This window comes from Synechococcus sp. M16.1 (assembly GCF_014279895.1).
Taxonomy (GTDB): domain Bacteria; phylum Cyanobacteriota; class Cyanobacteriia; order PCC-6307; family Cyanobiaceae; genus Parasynechococcus.
In genome coordinates this window covers 1,136,555-1,155,026 of the sequence record NZ_CP047954.1, presented here as the reverse complement: position 1 = coordinate 1,155,026, position 18,472 = coordinate 1,136,555, and the positions used below count along the sequence as shown (strand labels likewise).

The 18,472-nt window shown below is 61.9% G+C and carries 22 protein-coding genes; 9 read left to right on the top strand and 13 right to left on the bottom strand.

Translation table 11 applies throughout. The features are described 5' to 3' along the window. Window position 1 precedes the first annotated feature (1 nt). Window positions 2-298, bottom strand: a complete 297-nt coding sequence (gene clpS / locus SynM161_RS06505) for an ATP-dependent Clp protease adapter ClpS (protein ID WP_115132689.1) — start codon at window positions 296-298, stop codon at window positions 2-4. 72 nt (window positions 299-370) lie between these two features. Between clpS and petN the strand changes: the two genes are divergently transcribed. Next, the gene (gene petN, locus SynM161_RS06500; protein ID WP_011364412.1) at window positions 371-472 is read left to right on the top strand and encodes a cytochrome b6-f complex subunit PetN; all 102 of its coding nucleotides are present in this window, start codon (window positions 371-373) and stop codon (window positions 470-472) included. A gap of 226 nt (window positions 473-698) precedes the next feature. Continuing rightward, window positions 699-1,940 carry a hypothetical protein gene (locus SynM161_RS06495; RefSeq protein WP_186540380.1) on the top strand — a complete coding sequence of 414 codons (1,242 nt, stop codon included), beginning with the start codon at window positions 699-701 and terminating at the stop codon, window positions 1,938-1,940. Here SynM161_RS06495 and psb29 read toward each other — a convergent pair. After that, window positions 1,922-2,569, bottom strand: coding sequence for a photosystem II biogenesis protein Psp29 (gene psb29 / locus SynM161_RS06490; RefSeq protein ID WP_186540377.1), 648 nt, complete (start codon window positions 2,567-2,569; stop codon window positions 1,922-1,924). The two genes, SynM161_RS06495 and psb29, sit on opposite strands and share 19 nt — an antisense overlap. An 81-nt stretch (window positions 2,570-2,650) precedes the next feature. Here psb29 and clpP point away from each other — a divergent pair, with 81 nt between their 5' ends. Both clpP and SynM161_RS06480 read left to right on the top strand, forming a co-directional pair. Beyond that, on the top strand, window positions 2,651-3,244 hold the full coding sequence (clpP, locus tag SynM161_RS06485) for an ATP-dependent Clp endopeptidase proteolytic subunit ClpP (RefSeq protein ID WP_114989260.1): 594 nt from the start codon (window positions 2,651-2,653) through the stop codon (window positions 3,242-3,244). After that, window positions 3,241-3,396: a DUF2256 domain-containing protein gene (locus tag SynM161_RS06480; RefSeq protein ID WP_186540375.1), complete on the top strand. Its 156-nt coding sequence runs from the start codon at window positions 3,241-3,243 to the stop codon at window positions 3,394-3,396. Before clpP ends, SynM161_RS06480 begins: the two co-directional genes overlap by 4 nt. A gap of 51 nt (window positions 3,397-3,447) precedes the next feature. Here the strand turns inward: SynM161_RS06480 and ftsH are convergent, their stop codons facing one another. Genes ftsH through pyk form a run of 3 tightly spaced genes read right to left on the bottom strand, consistent with a single transcriptional unit; the run spans window position 3,448 to window position 8,119 of the window. Further along, on the bottom strand, window positions 3,448-5,367 hold the full coding sequence (ftsH, locus tag SynM161_RS06475) for an ATP-dependent zinc metalloprotease FtsH (RefSeq protein WP_186497740.1): 1,920 nt from the start codon (window positions 5,365-5,367) through the stop codon (window positions 3,448-3,450). Between the two features lie 57 nt (window positions 5,368-5,424). Next, window positions 5,425-6,654, bottom strand: a complete 1,230-nt coding sequence (locus SynM161_RS06470; RefSeq protein ID WP_186540373.1) for an ABC transporter permease — start codon at window positions 6,652-6,654, stop codon at window positions 5,425-5,427. A 13-nt stretch (window positions 6,655-6,667) separates the two neighbouring features. Continuing rightward, window positions 6,668-8,119, bottom strand: coding sequence for a pyruvate kinase (pyk, locus tag SynM161_RS06465; RefSeq protein ID WP_186540371.1), 1,452 nt, complete (start codon window positions 8,117-8,119; stop codon window positions 6,668-6,670). 56 nt (window positions 8,120-8,175) lie between these two features. Between pyk and SynM161_RS06460 the strand changes: the two genes are divergently transcribed. Further along, a complete protein-coding gene (locus tag SynM161_RS06460; RefSeq protein WP_006850816.1) occupies window positions 8,176-8,505 on the top strand; it encodes a nucleoside triphosphate pyrophosphohydrolase family protein in 330 nt (109 codons plus the stop codon). Between the two features lie 7 nt (window positions 8,506-8,512). Then, complete coding sequence (locus SynM161_RS06455; RefSeq protein ID WP_186540369.1) at window positions 8,513-8,986, top strand: hypothetical protein; 474 nt, start codon at window positions 8,513-8,515, stop codon at window positions 8,984-8,986. 14 nt (window positions 8,987-9,000) lie between these two features. On the opposite strand, the gene SynM161_RS06450 is transcribed toward SynM161_RS06455, so the two are convergent. From SynM161_RS06450 to ilvA, 3 genes are read right to left on the bottom strand one after another with little or no spacing between them, the layout of a single operon-like run. Beyond that, the gene (locus SynM161_RS06450; protein WP_114989255.1) at window positions 9,001-9,297 is read right to left on the bottom strand and encodes a YggT family protein; all 297 of its coding nucleotides are present in this window, start codon (window positions 9,295-9,297) and stop codon (window positions 9,001-9,003) included. 24 nt (window positions 9,298-9,321) lie between these two features. Next, on the bottom strand, window positions 9,322-9,819 hold the full coding sequence (gene scpB / locus SynM161_RS06445; RefSeq protein WP_115009114.1) for an SMC-Scp complex subunit ScpB: 498 nt from the start codon (window positions 9,817-9,819) through the stop codon (window positions 9,322-9,324). 39 nt (window positions 9,820-9,858) lie between these two features. Beyond that, a complete protein-coding gene (ilvA, locus tag SynM161_RS06440; RefSeq protein ID WP_186540368.1) occupies window positions 9,859-11,388 on the bottom strand; it encodes a threonine ammonia-lyase, biosynthetic in 1,530 nt (509 codons plus the stop codon). Window positions 11,389-11,468: 80 nt separating this feature from the next. Here ilvA and dxs point away from each other — a divergent pair, with 80 nt between their 5' ends. After that, window positions 11,469-13,400, top strand: coding sequence for a 1-deoxy-D-xylulose-5-phosphate synthase (gene dxs / locus SynM161_RS06435; protein WP_115082331.1), 1,932 nt, complete (start codon window positions 11,469-11,471; stop codon window positions 13,398-13,400). A 13-nt stretch (window positions 13,401-13,413) separates the two neighbouring features. After that, complete coding sequence (locus tag SynM161_RS06430) at window positions 13,414-14,601, top strand: NAD(P)/FAD-dependent oxidoreductase (RefSeq protein WP_186540366.1); 1,188 nt, start codon at window positions 13,414-13,416, stop codon at window positions 14,599-14,601. A 51-nt stretch (window positions 14,602-14,652) separates the two neighbouring features. Here SynM161_RS06430 and psaK read toward each other — a convergent pair whose 3' ends face one another. The 3 genes from psaK to SynM161_RS06415 form a co-directional block, all read right to left on the bottom strand. Further along, entirely contained in the window at window positions 14,653-14,910 is a 258-nt protein-coding gene (psaK, locus tag SynM161_RS06425) for a photosystem I reaction center subunit PsaK (protein WP_041434789.1), read from the bottom strand. Between the two features lie 68 nt (window positions 14,911-14,978). Beyond that, window positions 14,979-15,266, bottom strand: coding sequence for a DUF3593 domain-containing protein (locus SynM161_RS06420; RefSeq protein WP_186508465.1), 288 nt, complete (start codon window positions 15,264-15,266; stop codon window positions 14,979-14,981). Continuing rightward, window positions 15,263-15,556: a DUF2499 domain-containing protein gene (locus SynM161_RS06415; protein ID WP_186540364.1), complete on the bottom strand. Its 294-nt coding sequence runs from the start codon at window positions 15,554-15,556 to the stop codon at window positions 15,263-15,265. The genes SynM161_RS06420 and SynM161_RS06415 overlap by 4 nt, the downstream gene beginning before the upstream one ends. Window positions 15,557-15,610: 54 nt before the next feature. On the opposite strand from SynM161_RS06415, the gene csaB reads away from it, so the two are divergent. Then, on the top strand, window positions 15,611-16,693 hold the full coding sequence (gene csaB, locus SynM161_RS06410) for a polysaccharide pyruvyl transferase CsaB (RefSeq protein ID WP_186540362.1): 1,083 nt from the start codon (window positions 15,611-15,613) through the stop codon (window positions 16,691-16,693). On the opposite strand, the gene SynM161_RS06405 is transcribed toward csaB, so the two are convergent. After that, window positions 16,650-17,642: an ABC transporter ATP-binding protein gene (locus SynM161_RS06405; protein WP_186540360.1), complete on the bottom strand. Its 993-nt coding sequence runs from the start codon at window positions 17,640-17,642 to the stop codon at window positions 16,650-16,652. The two genes, csaB and SynM161_RS06405, sit on opposite strands and share 44 nt — an antisense overlap. Beyond that, complete coding sequence (locus tag SynM161_RS06400; RefSeq protein ID WP_255441722.1) at window positions 17,639-18,469, bottom strand: carbohydrate ABC transporter permease; 831 nt, start codon at window positions 18,467-18,469, stop codon at window positions 17,639-17,641. The genes SynM161_RS06405 and SynM161_RS06400 overlap by 4 nt, the downstream gene beginning before the upstream one ends. Window positions 18,470-18,472: the final 3 nt, after the last annotated feature.

Sequence of the window (18,472 nt, the reverse complement as noted above, 5' to 3'; positions counted from 1 at the left end):
CTCAGCAGCGTTCCAGAGGGGCCATCGTTAACCCCTCGGCCTGAAGCTGCTGGTGGTACAGCTCGGCCTGCTCCAGGGGGCCGCACCAAACTTCGGCCGCACCCTGACCATCAATCCTGTTGGCGAGGTTCCAGGCCTTGTCCTCACTCATGCCGGGAATGATCTTGCGTAGGCAATCCACCACGTGCTGGAAGGTGTTCACATCGTCGTCCAGAACGATCACGCGAGCCTGGGGGTAGCGCTGTGTTGTTCCCTGACGCTCCAGCACTGCTGATGAACCTGGGCTGGAGCTGGTCATGACAGATGCCTTCGGGCGGACGAAAAGGTGCTGAACCCTAGGTAGGATCCCGGCAGTCAAGTGGTCAAGCGCATGTTGTTCACTCTGGGTTGGGCGTCCTTGGCCGCCATGTTCAGTTTCTCCATCGCCATGGTCGTCTGGGGACGCAATGGTGACGGCACCCTGAACTTCTGATCGAATCTGTGCTTCAAGACGCACCCCTTCTTAGCCAGACCCTGGCGGTCACGGCAGCTGTGCTTCTTGTCTTCGTCAGCGTTGCCGTGATCTATCTCTCAACGATCGAATGGAGAGACCGTCGACGCCGTCAAGGTTCAACCAAGTCGTCGTCCTGATTGCGTCCGTCCGACGTCAACTTGGACTTCATCCCTGCACAGCCCTTCTCCTTGGGTTGTGCTTTTTTTTGCCCGCCCTGCTGCTGGGCACCTCCAGCCTGAAAACGCCTTCCCTGAATCGCCGTGGAACAGCAGAGCTGTTTGAGATCAGTCGGCGGGCACGGTTGGTTCAGAGTTTTGAGGCGGACCCCGCCGCACCGGTGCCGAAGCTCTGGCAGCAGCGGCTTGGTTCTTCGGAAGCTCCTGATCGCTGGGCCCGTCATGGTCGCGGCACCTGGTGGCTGATCTGGCTGGACGACGGTGAACCCCTTCTGGCTCTTCCGTCAGCACCGCATTCGTCTGCTCTGGATCTGCTGTTCGCTGATGAACTGCACCGCAGCAGTTTTGATCAACTCCCGTCGCTTCAGCGACGGGAGCCCTCGGCTCTGGAACAGCACTGCTTGCGGCTGCTGACCAGCGGATCGGCCGTTCAGTGGCAACCCTCAGGCTTGGCTTCGATCAGCGGTTCCCTTTTTCCCGCCTTGGCGAGCGTGTCGCATGGTTGTCTGGGTGTTGCGCTTCAGGGCGATCGTCTGATGGCTGAAGGGCCTGTGGCCTCCAGCCCCTTCGCGTCCCTGCAGGCTCACCACCCGGAACACCAAGCCAACTTCGTTCGCTTCGATCCGCCGTCGGCTTACCTGGAGCTCAACAGCGTTTCCCTGTGGCAGCTGCTGGGATCCTTGTTCAACAATTCACTGTTCGCCCAACAACTCGACAGCCTCTATGGATTGCCGAAGCAGTTGCGCGACGTTCTGCTCAAGGCACCTGTCCTTGTGAGGTTGGATGCGCTGGAGGGTGGTCGTTTCCAGGCTGCGATTCAAGCCAGGTTGATGCTGGCTGCTGGTGAAATCGCCATGACCAAGAGAAGTCTTGATGCCGTTGCCACCGCTTTGTTGAAGGGCGGGTTTCAACGGGTTGAACGTCCCCTGTTGTCTCCCGATGGTCGGCCCTCAAACCATCTGGCCGTTGTTTGGTTGGATCCACAGGGGCATCCCCAAGGTGGATGGTCACTGGGTCCTGCACTCCGAGGTCAGGTGGAGTTGCTGCTGGCCCTGGGGGATGCCCCGAGCCTCTACGGCGATCCGCTGAAACGAATGGGCCAACAGCGGCTTCGCCTTCGCGCACGACCGGATCAACTGACTCGGTTGGGGTGGCTCGGACCGGGCTGGCCGCGGGTGCTTGGCAAGGCACCTCAACTGGAGCTTGAGATGACGGCACTGCCGAAGCAGCTCCAGCCCGGATGGCTTCGGCTTCAGCTGGACGTGCGTTGAGCCTGCTCTTCCAAGCGACGTTCCTTCTTGCGCTTCTCGGCAGCGATGGTCTCTTCCACCAGTTCAACGGCCTGATCCATCCGTTCACTGTTGGAGCCAAACAGCGTTAGATCCTTCTCAACGCGATCGGTGGGCAAACCGAGTCCCTCAGCCAGTTCCTTGCTCTGTTTGACGATGGCCTCGGAGTCCGTACCGGTGGCATCCGCTGCAGCCGCCTTGAGCAGGCTCATCAGTCCAACGGCCATCAAACGCGAGTAGTGGCTGCCCTCCTTGAGGCTGTGGGATGACAGCAAGCTTTTGAGGCTCTCGAGATCCTTTCCCTTGGCCTGGTCCACCAGAGAGGCGTTGGTTTTGCGCAGCTTCGCTGCATCGAAGCCATTGCTGCTGCATAGGGCACTGAACAGTGCCTCGGTTTGCGCTTCAGGCCGATAGCCCTTGGTGAAGGTGTCGAACACTGTGCAGAGCCCAACGCTGAACAGCCCGTTGGCTTCAAACCGACTTTGATGGCTCAGCAGATGCAGCTCCACCAGCAGCTCATCAGCAAGGCGGCGGTAAAGCGGCGCAATGACGTGGGGAAAGGCCTGATGAAACGCGCGTTTGCTGTCGGCGATGGTCTGACTTGCGGCCAACGTGCAGTCCAGGAATGAATGGCCGGAACCCTAGCGCCGCAGACATCGCCGTTAGGATTGCGCGACCCTGCTGATGCTCAGATGATCCCCATTGTGATTGAGGAGTCCGGCCGGGGAGAAAGGGCCTTTGACATTTATTCCCGGCTTCTGCGCGAGCGAATCATCTTCCTTGGTGAGGCTGTCACCAGTGACTCCGCCAACCGGATCGTGGCCCAGATGTTGTTCCTCGAAGCTGAGGATCCCGAGAAAGATATCTACCTCTACATCAACTCTCCCGGCGGCTCGGTTTACGACGGCCTCGGCATCTTCGACACGATGCAGCACATCAAACCGGATGTGCACACGGTGTGTGTCGGCCTTGCCGCAAGCATGGGAGCTTTCCTGCTCTGTGCCGGCACCAAGGGCAAGCGCAGCAGCCTGCAGCACTCCCGGATCATGATTCACCAGCCCTTGGGTGGTGCCCAGGGCCAAGCCAGCGACATCCGCATTCAGGCGGACGAAATCCTCTTCCTCAAGGATCGCCTCAACAAGGAACTGTCTGATCGCACCGGCCAACCCCTTGATCGGATCCAGCAGGACACCGACCGTGACTTCTTCATGTCACCCACCGAAGCGGTGAACTACGGCTTGATTGATTCGGTGATCGACAAGCGTCCCGTTCAGGCTGTTGCTTGAAGAAGGGAAGCTCTAACAACAACCGTCCCAGCAAGATCTGTCCGGTCTGCGAGCGCCCCTTTGAGTGGCGCAAAGCCTGGAGAAATTGCTGGGATGAAGTTGTGTACTGCTCCGAGCGTTGTCGACGACGCAAGAACAAATCCAATCCATAAAAAAAGCCCCCGTCTGAACAAGGCGGGGGTTCTTTATTGCTCGACCCAGAATCAGTCGAGGGTGACGACGGTACGGTCTTTCTCAGGAACAGCGGTGAATTCAGCCAGCACAGCCTTGAACTCATCACCATCCATGGTTTCCTTTTCGATCAGCAGTTCCACCAGGCGATCCATGGCTTCGCGGTTGGCAGCCACGATCTCGACGGTCTCGTCATAACAGCGCTTCACCATGTTGCGCACTTGAACATCGATCTGTTGGGAGATCGATTCCGACACGTCACTGCGTGACATCAGGTCGCGCCCCAGGAACACTTCCTGACTGCCGCCCTCGAGGGCTACAGGGCCGAGATCACTCATGCCGAGTCGGGTCACCATGTTGCGGGCCATCGACGCCACCTGTTGGATGTCGCCACCGGCTCCGGTGGTGACTTCCTGGTGTCCGAACACCACGTCCTCTGCGGCACGACCACCCAGGGCTCCCATGATGCGTGCCTTGAGCTGGGCACGGGTGACCAGGGTTTGCTCCTCATCAGGGGAGAACCAGGTCAGGCCTTGGGCCTGGCCACGGGGAATCAAGGTGACCTTCTGAACAGGGTCGTGGTCTTTGACCAATGTGCCGATCAGGGCATGACCGACTTCGTGATAGGCGATCAGACGCTTGCTGCGACCGTCTGTGAGGGGACGACCCTCCATGCCGGCGATGATCCGATCCACAGCGTCGTCGATCTCGCTCAAGCCGATGGCTTCCTTGCGGCGGCGGGCGGTGAGGATTGCCGCCTCGTTCATCAGGTTGGCCAGGTCTGCACCGGTGAAACCAGGTGTGCGGCGGGCGATGCTTTCGAGGGACAGCTCTTCTTCGAGCTTCTTGTTGCGGCAGTGCACATCGAGGATGGCCAGGCGACCCTTGATGTCGGGGGCGTCCACGGTGACCTGACGGTCAAAACGGCCGGGACGCATCAGAGCTGAGTCCAGAACGTCGGGGCGGTTGGTGGCGGCAATGATGATGATGCCGCTGTTGCCTTCGAAGCCATCCATCTCCGTCAGGAGCTGGTTGAGCGTCTGTTCGCGTTCGTCGTTGCCTCCACCGATGCCGGCACCGCGCTGGCGGCCGACGGCATCAATTTCGTCGATGAAGATCAAGCAAGGGCTATTTTCCTTGGCCTTCTTGAACAGATCGCGGACGCGGCTGGCACCCACGCCAACGAACATCTCAACGAACTCAGAACCAGAAAGGGAGAAGAAGGGAACGCCCGCTTCGCCGGCAATGGCCTTGGCCAGAAGGGTTTTGCCGGTGCCGGGAGGGCCGACCAGCAGAAGGCCGCGGGGAATCTGAGCACCCACTGAGGTGAATCGCTCGGGCTGCTTCAGGAAGGTGACCACCTCCTGGAGTTCCTGCTTGGCCTCGGTGACGCCGGCCACGTCATCAAACATGACGCCGGTCTCCGCTTCCATCATGAAGCGGGCTTTGCTCTTGCCGAACTGCATGGCCTGACCAGGGCCGCCAGGCATGTTGCTGTTGCGGCGGGCCAGGAAGATCAGGGCACCGATCAGCAGCAGAGGAAAGGCCAGATTGCCCAGCACGCCGAGGGCCGGAGGTGCTGTGCGGGGCGGATGAATATCAAAGCTGATGCCTTCGGTCTTCAGCGTGTTGATCAGCTCAGGGGCCAGACCAGGAAGGTCAACGCGCAGGCGTTGAACGCGGTTGTCGAGGTCGGGATCGACGGCTTCGATCACAGCGTTGCGGCCACCGTCGTAGATATCAACGGCTGTCACGCGACCGGCCTCGACGTAATCGAGGAAGCGGCCGTAGCTCATCCGTGCCACCGCAGCATTGCGGGGAGCGACGGTGGTGCCATTGCTGTCCTGGCTGAGGCCGTTGATGCCCCCGTTGCTCACCACCTGCCAGCCAATCAGCAACACGACGCCGATTGGCAACAGCCAGAGGGCAAGAAGGCGCCAGCGCTGATTCATGAGCTGAAGAAATTCGTTAACGAGTGTAAAGGAGTTGGACTGATTTCTGAGGCCTGATCAAAGGCTTCTCAGGGCAACAATCGGGTCGAGCTTTGCGGCGCGTCGGGCTGGAACAACTCCAAAGAACAGCCCGATGGATCCTGAGAGTCCAACGGTGACAACCACCATCGTTGCGCCGATCGTCGCTGGCAGGGGCGTGACCGCCGCCACGAGGCTCACTGTTCCAAGACCCGCCAGCGTGCCGATGGCGCCGCCAAGGCTGGCAAGCACAAGGGATTCCACCAGAAACTGCTGCAGAACATCAGCGCTGCGGGCCCCCAGGGCTTTGCGCAGACCGATCTCCTCGGTGCGTTCGCTGACGGACACCAACATGATGTTCATGATCCCGATGCCTCCCACCAGCAGGGAGATCCCACCAATGGCCCCGAGCATCAGGGTGAGTCCTCCGGTGATGGTGCCCACGATGGTGAGAGCGTCTTTCTGGGATCGCACCACGAAATCGTCGTCCCGGAGAATCCGGTGCCGCTGCCTCAGCAGGTTGTTGATCTGAAAGCTGGCTGCGTTGATGCTGTTTTCATCCCTGGCTTCAACACTGATGGAGTTGAGGCTGACGCCATAAATCGGATCCCGACCGGTGATCCGGTTCACCATCGTGGTGATGGGGATATAGGTGTTTTCGTCCTGGTTGCTGCCGAACACTGCCCCTTTTGGGGCCATCACACCGACCACCTCAAAGCTTTGATTGCCGATGCGCACCTGCTGGCCAATCGCTGAGCCAGTGGGAAACAACTTGGTGCGTAGATCCGAGCCGAGCACGGCGATGGCTTTCGCACCGGCCACGTCCTTTGCGTTGATGAAACGGCCCTTGGCCACGTCGAATCCGCGCACGGGGGGGAACTCCGATGTCGCGCCGAAGACCGCCCCCGTGGAGCTGCGGGCTCCGGCCTGCACCACCTGATTGGTGTTGATCACGGGCGCCACGCGCTTGACGCTGGGAACCTGGGTGGCGATGGCTTCGGCATCTTCCAGCACGAGCGTTTTCGGTCGCGCAACCCCTTGGCGTCTGGCGTTTGTGTTGCCCGGAACCACAAACAACACATTGGCGCCGAGGTTGTTCAACTGGCCTTCAGCCAGCAATTGCGCTCCCCGTCCAACCCCAACAAGGGTGATCACCGAGGCGTTGCCGATCACGATGCCCACCATCGTGAGCAGGCTGCGCAGGCGGTTGCTGCGCAGGGTGGACAGGGCCATCCGCACCGTTTCCGTTGCGGGCATGCGCCGTTTCATGGTGTGGCGTCGCTCAGATCAGTGTCGCTTCAGCTTCGTTGCCGACGATGCTCACCTTGACCAGATCTGTGGATCCGGAAACGCCGGTATGCGTGCCTGCGGACTGCACCACGAGATCACCCTCCTTCAGAAGATCGAGCTCCTTGGCTTTAACCATCGCCGCCTGGAAGGTCTGCGTGGTGCGTTCGCCCTGGGGAATCACCAGCGGTGTCACGCCCCAAACCAGTTGCAGACGACAGGCAACCGTGCGATCAGGAGTGATGGCAAGGATCGGTGCCGCAGGCCGGAACTTGCTCACGTTGCGAGCTGTGGCCCCGCTTCGCGTGAGGGGAAGAATCGCGGAGGCATTGAGCTGGCTGGCGATGGTGCTGACCGCACCGCTCAAGGCATTGGGGATGGTGCTGGGCAGGTGGCTGTCGATCGAGCGTTGGGGGTAGTCCTTCTCGATCCTGCGAGCAATGGTGGCCATGGTTTGAACGGCCTCCACGGGGAAATCCCCCACCGCGGTCTCGTTGGAGAGCATCACAGCGTCGGTTCCATCCAGGATGGCGTTGGCCACGTCGCTGACTTCGGCTCGGGTGGGCCGGGGGCTGGAGGCCATGGAATCCAGCATCTGGGTGGCCGTGATGATCGGGATGCCCAGGCTGTTGGCCTTGCGGATCAGTTCCTTCTGCAGCAACGGCACTTCCTCGGCCGGCATCTCCACGCCAAGGTCACCGCGGGCCACCATCACGCCGTCACAGAGCGGCAGGATCGAATCGATCTGATCGATGGCCTCAAACTTTTCGATCTTCGCCACCACAGGGGTCTCGTGGCCCTGTTCGCGGATCAGTCCGCGGATCTCCTCCATGTCGGAGGGATTGCGGACGAAGCTGAGGGCCACCCAGTCCACGCCCTGGCTGAGTCCGAAGGCCAAGTCGGTCTTGTCCTTGTCCGTGAGGGCGCGAACGGACAACTGAACGTCCGGGAAGTTGACGCCCTTGTTGTTGGAGAGAACACCGCCCACGGTGACGGTGCAATGCAGGGTCTGCAGCGCTTTGTCGACGGTGTCGACCTTCATTTCAACGCGGCCGTCGTCGAGCAGGATCCGGCTTCCTGCGGTGACTTCGTCCGCCAGCTTGTCGTAGGTGACTGTTGCGATCGTCTTGTCGCAGCTCACCGGCCTTGAGGTGAGCGTGAACGGATCACCGTTAGCCAGAGTGATCGGCCCCTCAGCAAACCGCCCGAGCCGGATCTTCGGGCCCTGAAGGTCCTGGAGGATGCCGATGGTCTGCCCCAATTCCTCAGACACCTGACGAATCGTGGCGATGCGAGCGGCGTGTTCGCTGTGGTCCCCGTGGGAAAAGTTCAGCCTGAAAGTGGTGGCACCAGCCTTCACCAGCTCCTTGATCCGCTCCGGGCTCTCGGTGGCAGGGCCGATGGTGGCCACGATCTTGGTCCGTCGGTTCAGGTCGAACTGGCCCATATCGCGGCTGAAAATCCTTGCGGAAACTACCATCCGGGCGTTTCCCAACCGGACCCATGGAGATGAATTCCTATCAGGACGCCGCCCGAAAGACGGCTGCCTACCCGGATGTGGGCCGTAATCCCATCTATCCGACCCTCGGTTTGACCGGTGAAGCCGGCGAGGTGGCCGACAAGGTGAAAAAGGTGATTCGCGACCGTGGCGGTGTGTTTGATGCCGACACCCGCGAAGCGATCAAGTTGGAGCTGGGAGATGTGCTCTGGTACGTGGCTCAGCTGGCCAGCGAACTGGGTTATGACCTGAATGAGGTGGCTGACGCCAACCTGCAGAAACTGTCGAGCCGGGCTGCCCGTGGGCGCATCGGAGGCAGTGGTGACCAACGTTGATCTCCTGATGCTCCGTCGACTTGTTCCCGTGTTGTTCTGCCTGCCCCTGCTGCTGGGGCTGGCGCTCCCCTGTGACGCCGCTGAACTGCAGCTCAGTGAGGTTCGCCTGGATCCCTGCGGAGAGCTGGATGCCGGCAATCAACCTGAATTAAGCCGCCCGGTTGGTGCCAGCTGTTATGTGCTGACGGGAGACGTTGAGAACCGCAGCAAGAACAGCGTCATCGACACCGATGTGTATGCACGGATCCTGGATGCCAGTGGTGAACCGGTTCTTCCCAACAGAACCCGGGTGGGATCCATCGGGGATGTGAACCCTGGTCACTCCCCGTTCGCCCTGCGAATCTCAGTGCCGGCCGGAACCCCAGGGCCGTTTGTGATCAAAAATCCCCGTGCCCGTGGATTCAATGCTCCAGTCCGCAGCCGCGTTGATGTTGACGAGGATGACTTGCTGCCGTTGGAACGGGGCATTAACCAGCAGTGATCACCCAGACGTGATCACCAGCTGGAGCCCGACATGTAGAAGGCGCTGATCGACTGCCCCACCAGGCTCTGCAACAGGTTCAGGGCCAGGAAGGCCAGGATGGCGGAGAGGTCAATGCCCCCCAGCGGTGGGATCAAACCCCTGAAGGCGTTCAGGTAAGGGTCGGTGATCGCACTCACGCTGCTGAGCACCGGATTGCCCCAGTCGAGATTTGGGAACCAGCTCAGCAGAACCCGCACGATCAGCACCAAGGAATAGATCTGCAGGGTCTGGGACAGCACCTGCAGCAAGGTGACGGGTAGAGATTCCATGACGGGAGCTGATCTGCTCTGACTTTATGCAGCTTCCGTCAGATCGGTTGCCCCAAGATCAGGAAGCACGGAGAAGGTGCGGTGAAATTTTTCGGTGAGGGTGAGCCAATAGGACCGCCCCTCGCTTTGACGACGCCGTTCGATGAAGTCCTGCGCCAGCAGTTCCTTGATGTGGTCGTAGGCCCCCGAGCCCCGCAGATCCACAAGATCCGATTGAAGAATGCGTTTCTTCAGGGCAATGGTGGCGAGGGTTCGAAGGGTTGCTGTGGAGAGGTTCACCGGCAGCAGGTCTTTGACCAGATCGCCCATGCCCGGGCGCAGCTGCAGCCCGTAGCGACCGCTCTGTTCAACGACCTCCAGGGCACTGTCCCGCTGGGCGTAGGAGGCCGTCAGGGCGACGAGGGCTTCTTCAACGCTTCGTCGGTCGGCGTCGGCTAGCTCGGCCAGTTCACCGATGCTGACGGGCCGACCCTTGAGATAAAGAATCGCCTCGAGCCGGGTGGGCAGGGATGGAGACGTCATCACAACCCCTCGAGAGCACTCAAGTTACCGCCCTGAAACTCAGAGGAACAGGCCATAGGCCGGGTTGTTGGTTTCATCCCAGTGGCGATAGCCCAGGGCATTGAGGAATTCGGTCCAGCCCCGCATGTCCTGTTCCGGCACCAGCACGCCAACAACGATGCGCCCAACGTCAGCGCCATGGTTTCTGTAGTGGAAGATGCTGATGCTCCAGCCGGGGTGGAGAGCATCCACGAAGCTCATCAAGGCACCCGGGCGTTCGGGAAATTCGAAGCGATACAGCAGCTCTTTGCATTCGCCGGCACAGGCCGTGCGGGCTGAAGCCGGCAGACGGCCGCCCACCATGTGGCGCAGGTGAACCTTGGCAAATTCGTTGTCGCTGAGATCGAGGCAGGGGAAGCCGCCACGCTCCAGCTGGCCCAGCAGGGATGCACGGTCGTTGTCATCGCTCACCTGCACACCGATGAAGATCTGCGCCGAGGCGCCATCAGTCATGCGGTAGCTGAATTCCGTGAGGCTTCGCTCCCGCAGCAGTTCGCAAAGCCGCCTCAGGCTGCCGGGTGATTCGGGAATCTCCACGGCCAGCATTGCTTCGCGCTCTTCCCCGAGCTCAGCCCGTTCGGCGATGAAGCGCAGCCTGTCGAAATTCATGTTGGCCCCGCAGGCCACCGCCACCAGCTTGCGCCCCGCCAGCTGGCGCTCGGCCACGTCCTGTTTGAGTCCTGCCACCGCCAGAGCACCCGCGGGCTCAAGGATCGAACGGGTGTCTTCAAAAACGTCCTTGATCGCGGCACAGATGGCATCGGTGTCGACCCTCACCATCCGATCGACGAACTGCTGGGCCAGCGCAAAGGTGTGTTCCCCCACCTTTCTCACGGCGACACCATCGGCAAACAGCCCCACCTGTTCCAGTTCCACCCGCTGCCCTCGCTCGAGGGAGCGACTCAGGGCATCGGCATCCACCGGCTCCACGCCGATCACCTCCGTTTCCGGCCACAGCCGTTTCACGTAGGCGGCGATGCCCGCGATCAGGCCACCGCCACCCACGGCCACATAGATCGCATTGGGTGGCTGCTCGGCCTGGCGCATGATCTCCATGCCAATCGTTCCCTGGCCTGCGATGACTTCCGGATCGTCGAAGGGGTGAATGAAGGTGAGCCCCTCGGCCTTGCAGCGTCGCTGCGCTTCCGCGGAGCACTCGTCGTAGGTCTCGCCATGGAGGACCACGTCACCACCCAGGGCCCGCACGGCCCGCACTTTCACCTCGGGTGTGGTGCTTGGCATCACGATCACGGCCCGACAGCCAAGGCGCTGGGCACTCAGGGCGACGCCCTGGGCATGGTTCCCGGCACTGGAGGCAATCACACCGCGCTTGAGCTCGTCTCTGCTGAGCTGCGCCATGCGGTTGTAGGCGCCGCGCAGCTTGAACGAGAACACCGGCTGGAGATCCTCACGCTTTAGCCAGACCGTGTTGTTCAGCCGGCGGCTCAGATTGGGTGCGGGATCCAAAGGGGTTTCCCGCGCCACGTCGTAGACGCGGGCACGCAGGATCCGCTGAAGGTAGTCGGTCATCTCACCATTCTTCCAAGGGTTCGATCCAGACAGGATCCGGGTTGGTTCCCGTAGATTGCACGTATTGGAGTTGGCAGTGCATGCATCTCGGAGATCTGAAGCATCCGAATGAACTGCACGGACTCAGCCCGGCCCAGCTTGAGGACGTGGCTCGGCAGATTCGTGAGCGGCATCTGCAGGTGGTGTCCACCAGCGGTGGCCACCTGGGGCCTGGCCTGGGGGTTGTGGAGCTGACCCTGGCGCTTTACCAGACGCTGGATCTCGACCATGACCGTGTGATCTGGGATGTGGGCCATCAGGCCTACCCTCACAAATTGATCACCGGCCGGTTCAACGATTTCGACTCCCTGCGCCAGCAGCACGGGGTGGCGGGTTACCTCAAGCGCACAGAGAGCGATTTCGACCACTTCGGAGCGGGTCATGCCAGCACCTCCATCTCAGCGGCGCTGGGCATGGCCATGGCGCGGGACAACCGGGGCGAGTCGTTCAAATGCGTTGCCGTCATCGGTGATGGAGCCCTGACAGGCGGCATGGCTCTGGAGGCCATCAACCACGCCGGACACCTTCCCAACACGCCGCTCCTTGTGGTGCTGAACGACAACGACATGTCGATCTCTCCGCCGGTTGGTGCGCTCTCGAACGTGCTGAACCGTGCGCGGCTCAGCCCACCGATGCAGTTCCTCTCAGGGAGTGTTGAGGAAAGCGTTCGGCATCTGCCCTTCATGGGTGGTGAGATTCCTGCGGAACTCAACCGCCTCAAGGGCAGCATGCGTCGCCTCGCGGTTCCCAAGGTGGGTGCGGTGTTCGAGGAACTTGGCTTCACCTACATGGGGCCGATCGACGGCCACGACATCGGTGAAATGGTGCGCACCTTCCAGGCAGCTCACCGTGAGGGTGGCCCTGTGCTGGTGCATGTGGTCACCAAAAAGGGCAAGGGCTATCCCTACGCCGAGGCCGATCAGGTGGGCTACCACGCCCAATCAGCTTTTGATCTCGGCACCGGCAAGGCGATTCCGTCGTCCAAGCCCAAGCCCCCCAGCTACAGCAAGGTGTTTGGGCAGACCCTGGTCAAGCTGTGTGAGCAGAACAGTCGGGTGATCGGCATCACTGCGGCCATGGCCACTGGTACCGGTCTCGATCTGCTTCAGAAGGCCGTTCCTGACCAGTACGTGGACGTGGGCATCGCTGAGCAACATGCCGTCACCCTGGCGGCAGGTATGGCCTGCGAGGGGTTGCGTCCTGTCGTTGCCATCTACAGCACCTTCCTTCAGCGCGCCTACGACCAGTTGATCCACGACGTGGGCATCCAGAAGCTGCCGGTCACCTTCGTGCTCGATCGTGCCGGCATTGTTGGTGCCGACGGGCCGACCCACCAGGGTCAGTACGACATCAGCTACATGCGGGCCATTCCCAACTTCACGGTGATGGCACCGAAGGATGAGGCTGAGCTTCAGCGCATGCTGGTGACCTGCCTGCAGCACGACGGGCCCACGGCGCTGCGGATTCCGCGGGGCTCCGGGGAAGGCGTGCCCTTGATGGAAGAGGGTTGGGAGTCTCTGCCGATCGGCCGCGGTGAACTGCTGCGGGAAGGCGACGATCTGATGATCGTGGCCTACGGCTCGATGGTGGCTCCGGCCCTCGCCACAGCAACGCTTCTGGAGGAAGCCGGTCTCTCCACCACCGTGATCAACGCCCGCTTCCTGAGGCCCCTGGATCAGGCGCTGATCCATCCCCTGGCACGTCGCATTCCCCGCGTGGTCACCATGGAAGAGGGAGCCCTGCCCGGTGGTTTTGGCGCAGCGGTTCTGGAGTCGTTGATCGATCAGGACATCAACGTGTCGATGTTGCGCATCGGTATCCCCGACCAGCTGGTTGATCACGCCACGCCGCAGCAGAGCAAGGAAGCCCTTGGCCTTACTCCTGCGCAGATGGCTGAACGCATCCTTGAGCGCTTCAGCAACACCTCTGGTGATCTGCCAGCCACCGCTTCGATCAAGGCCCTCCAGGCCTGAAGCTGAGGGATCGGTGTCCGTTCTGATCGTTGGCGCGGGACCGTCCGGTGCCCGTCTGGCGATTCAACTGGCGCGGGCGGGTGCTGAGGTGACCCTGGTGGATCGCCTGGCTGATCCCCATCGCCATGCCTATTCCAGTGGAGCCCTGCCTCTGGAGGCTGTTCGTCGCTTGGGTCTTCCGGATGACGCCATTGCCGCCACCTGGCAGGGCTGGCAGCTGCACGATCCCTCGGGTCTGGTTCATCAGTGGTGGTCGTCCGGCGATCTGGGGGTGGTGCTCGACTTCGGCTGGCTTCGGTCCTGGCTCTGGGAGGAAGCGCGCCGCCATGGGGTCGAGTTGATCCAGGGCTGCCGGGCTGCGCTGAGCACGCTCACGGCCGATCAAGCCAGCGTGCGGTTGCAAACACGTGATGGGCGTACGTCATTGCGCTCAGCGCGCTGGCTGATTGATGCCACCGGTGCACGCCGAGATCTGCTGCAGCAGGCCGGCCTCAGCCCCAATCCCGAGGATCCTCTGCTGCAGGGGATCGGCGTTGAGTGGTTGCTGCAGGCCGATGACCGTCAGGCGGCTGCCTGGCGGGATCGGATCAGTTTCTTTCTGGGCACCGACTGGATCCCCCATGGATACGGCTGGATCTTTCCCATGCAGGGGCAACGGCTGAAGGTGGGGGTCTGTCACCTCCCACCGGCGGATCGTCCGAGTCCAGGCAGCCTGGCTGGACCCCTTCGGCGTTTGATTGAACGCTGCGGCTTGAGCGCCTGCCCGGTGCTGGATCGCCATGGCGGGCCGGTGTCCAGCAGCATCGCCCGCTCAGAACCTTTGGTGGCCGGTGCCCTGCTGGCGGTGGGGGATGCGGCCAGTTCCGCCAATCTGCTTGGGGGAGAAGGGATCCGCCATGCGATGGACAGCGCGGATCAACTGGCCGAACTGCTGATCGCTGAAGGGATGTCTGGGGACTCCACGGCCATTGCCCTTCGCTACCAAGAGCAACTCAAGGCCCAACGGAGTTGGCGTTGGTTGGTGTCGGGCCGGCTGGCGCGGCGCACCTGGTGGGGCCTCGACAATCCAAGGGCGGACCGACGTCTGGAACGTTTGATCCATGGGCTGTCTGCGACCGCAGAAGCCACCGCTCTCTCAGAGCTGTTGTTCAACTACAACTTCGAGCGTTACGGCCTGCGTCTGTTGCCGTATCTGCTCTAAGCCAAGGGTTGTTTCAGGGAGGAGACGGGCTCCTCCCTCAAGAGATGTGCTTCAGAGCACGCCGCGGGCGGCCAGACCCTGGATGGCGCCGATGCCAATGATGTGGCCGAGGCTGGTGGTGCCGAGCAGGGCTGCATGACCCATGCCGCCGAAGAAGGAAGCGTTGGGGAGTGCGGCTCCAACGTTGGGGTGCTTGATCGTGGCCTTGCCGACCATGATGGCAACCACATTGCAGAGGATCATCACCAGGGCGACCTTGGGAGACCAGGACACGGAGGCGGGAGCGATCGCGAAAAGGTGGGTCAGCATTCGAGCCAATGAGCGACACCTCATCTTCCGGCGCTAGCGACGCCTTGCCTGACTCTCTTAAGAGTTGTTCACCCTTTTTTGGGGGTTGGTAACAACAAACCGATCACCAAAACCGTGTTGCTGAGGGTGAGAAAGGCTTCTGCCCCACCGTGCAACCAGTCAATCTCCACCAGTTCCGCTGAGCAGCAGCGCAGGGCGGCAATGGCAGCACCAATCGTGACGGCCACAAACAGCAGGGTGAGCTGAAATCCCCGCTCCGCCATCAGCGGAAGCGCCTCACTTTTCCGCAGCCAGTGCAGAAAGAGGAGATAGGGGATCAGCGAGGCGGCGAACAGCGGTGCGGGATCGAAGTTCATGGAGCACTGACTCCGTCCACCTGCCGGCGACGTTGGAGCTGCCAGGCCGCCAAGGCCAGGGTGCAGTTGCCGATCACGGTGAACAGGGCCTGAAGGGTGACCAGCCCCCGCAGCGCTTCGATGTTGTCAAACAGATGCCAGGTGCAGGCAGCCATGGCACTGACCAGGGCCGGAAGCATGGCCCAGGCCAGGCCCTGCAGCCCACGCCGATGCATCAACACGATCGCCACGCACCACTCCACCACGGAGGCGACATGGATCCACCAGGTTCCGAGCGACAACGCGTGCATGCCCTGAATCCTAGGAATCGGTTGATAATGCCCGGAGTGAACAGGCTGCTGCCCGTGGTCCGCCCCACTGCGCCTGTATTGCTGCTTTGCGGCTACTACGGAGAGCACAACCTCGGCGACGATGCCCTGCTGCAGGTGCTGGTGTCGTCTCTTCCCGAGCCGCAGCAGCTGTTGATCACAGCCCGCGATCCAGCCCCCGTTCTGGCCTTGGCTCCGTCGGCGCAGACGGTGAACCGCCGTTCCCTGCGGCGCTGTCTACGTGCGGCCCTGAGGGCTGATGTTCTGGTGCTTGGTGGCGGGAGCCTGCTGCAGGACAGCACCAGCTTCAGCAGCCTCGTTTATTACCTGCTGCTGATGACGGTTGCCCGCCTCGGTGGCGCCGAGGTGGTTCTCTGGGGGCAGGGCCTTGGACCCTTGCGGCGTCGGATCAGTCGCCTGTTGGTTCGCACGGTGTTGCCCCTTTGCAAGGCAGCGAGTTGGAGGGATCAGCGCTCCTTTGATTTGGCCCAGCGTTGGGCCCCCAAGCTGCCGATGGTGCTGGCCGCCGATCCGGTCTGGCAGATGCCGGCGCGCCCTTGGCTTGGTGGCGACGCGATCGTGCTCAGCTGGCGTCCCACACCTTTGCTGGATTCCGCAGGCTGGCGTTGCTTGACGGAGGCTTTGGATCGGCTCAGTGCCGACTTGGATGCGCCGGTGATCTGGCTGGCCTTCCATCACCATCAGGACGCTCCCCTGTTGCAGCACCTGAGTGATCAAGGTCTGCTGCCGGCGCGATTGAAAGCACGCAGCTCAACCCTGGTGCCCCAGTCCCTGGAGGCTGTGTCCGATCTGGTGCAGCGGACGCGTCTGGTGCTGCCGATGCGGTTGCATGCCCTGATCCTGGCCCGACTGGCCAACAGCCCCATGGCTGCCCTCAGCTACGACCCGAAGGTGGAGGCTGCAGCGGCCATGGCCACGGTGCCATGCATCCCCTTGCGCTCGCTTCCCTCTGTGGATGATCTGCTGAGGCTTTGGCGGTCCGAGGTGGACCGTCCAGCCGATCCTGATCAGACCGAAGCCCTGCGCCGCCAGGCGTCAGCGCACAGCGAGCTTCTCAATCGGATGGCAGCCGATTTGACGGCAGACGACGGCCGCTGACGGCATCGAAGCGATGCTCACAAGCGCTGGGCCAACTGATGCGTGGCTCAGCCTCGATCGCTGTTTCTCCGGGGCAGACCAGCCGCAGGTCGCCGCGATCGCAGCGCACCAGAAGCATCTGGTTGGCTCCGAACCATTCACGGCTGAGGATCGTGCAGGGTGAGCCCGCGGGATCGAGCCTTAGATCGTCCGGTCGGATGCCCGTGATCACTCCGTCTCTGGCTGGCAAGAGATTCATCTGCGGGCGGCCGATGAACTGGGCGACGTAGGTGCTGGCCGGTTGCAGGTACAGCTCGCGGGGTGTTCCGATCTGTTCAATCCTTCCCTCGCGCATCACAGCGATGCGATCCGCCAGCGCCATCGCCTCCTGCTGGTCATGGGTGACGTAAACCACAGGTTGCTCACCGCCGATCATCAGGCGGCGCAATTGAGGCCGCAGGTCCTCACGCAACTGGGCATCCAGATTGCTCATCGGCTCATCGAGCAGGTAAACGAGGGGGTCCCGCAACAGGGCTCGGGCCAGGGCGACGCGCTGGCGCTGGCCGCCGGACAGTTGTGAGGGTCGTTGCCGGGCTTGCCCGCTGAGTTGCAACACCTCCAGGACGCCGCGGATTCGTTCATCGCGGGCGGCGGCGCTGCCGCCCCGCATGCGCAGCCCAAGTTCGAGGTTGTCCCACACATTCAGATGCGGGAACAGGGCATAGCTTTGAAACACCATCCCCACCCGGCGACGTTCAGCGGGCACGTCGACCATCTCCGCACCATTGATGCGAATCGACCCTTGATCGGGGTGATCGAGCCCGGCGATCAGACGCAGGGCCGTGCTTTTCCCACAGCCGCTGGCTCCAAGCAGAGCGACGCATTCGCCGTTGGCCACATCGAGGTCGAGCTCGTAAAGAACCTGTCGTTCGCCGAAGCGCTTGTTGATGGCCCGAAGTTGCAGTGTCATCCCTTGATGGCTCCGTTGGTGAGTCCACTGACGATCTGGCGCTGAAACACCAGCACCAGCACCAGAAGAGGAATGGCACCGAGCACGGTGGCTGCCGCGTAGGTGCCGTACGGGACGGAATAGGTGGATGATCCCGCAATTCGGGCCATCGCCACCGGCAATGTGAGCAGATCGCTGCGGCTCAGCCAGGTGAGCGCCACGGGATATTCGTTCCAGGCGAACAGGAACACCAGGATTGCTGTGCTGGCGGAGGCCGGGGCAATCAAGGGGAGCAGCACCCAGCGCAGCCGCTGCCACAACGACAATCCCTCCAGCTTTGCTGCGTCTTCGAGGTCGTTGGGCAGTGCTTCAAAGGCCGCTGTGAGCAGCAGCAGGGCCAGAGGCATCGACAAAGCGCTGTAGGGAATGGCGATGGCGATCAGGTTGTTGCCGAGGGAAAAGGTGCGGGCCAGTTCGAGCAGCGCCAGAAACAGCAGCACATAAGGGAACAGAGCGGCGCCCACCACGGCAGTGCGGAGGATTCCTTGCAACCGCTGAGGCAGCTTTGCCAGTCCGTAGGCGGCGGGGATGGCCAGCATCAAGGTGAGCAGTGTGGTGAGGGAAGCCACCAAGCTGCTGTTGAGCAGGTAACGCCAGAAGGGCGGATCGGTGCTGAGCAGATCCCGGTAGTTGTTCAGCGTCCAACGGCTCCAGAAGCTCAGTTGCTCTTTGACCAGAGCATCTGCGGTGGTGAAGGAACTCAGCAGCTGCCACAGCATCGGAGCGAGGGACCAGACCAGCAGCAGTGCAATCCAGAGGGAACGTCGTGTTATCAGTCCACTTGTCATCGA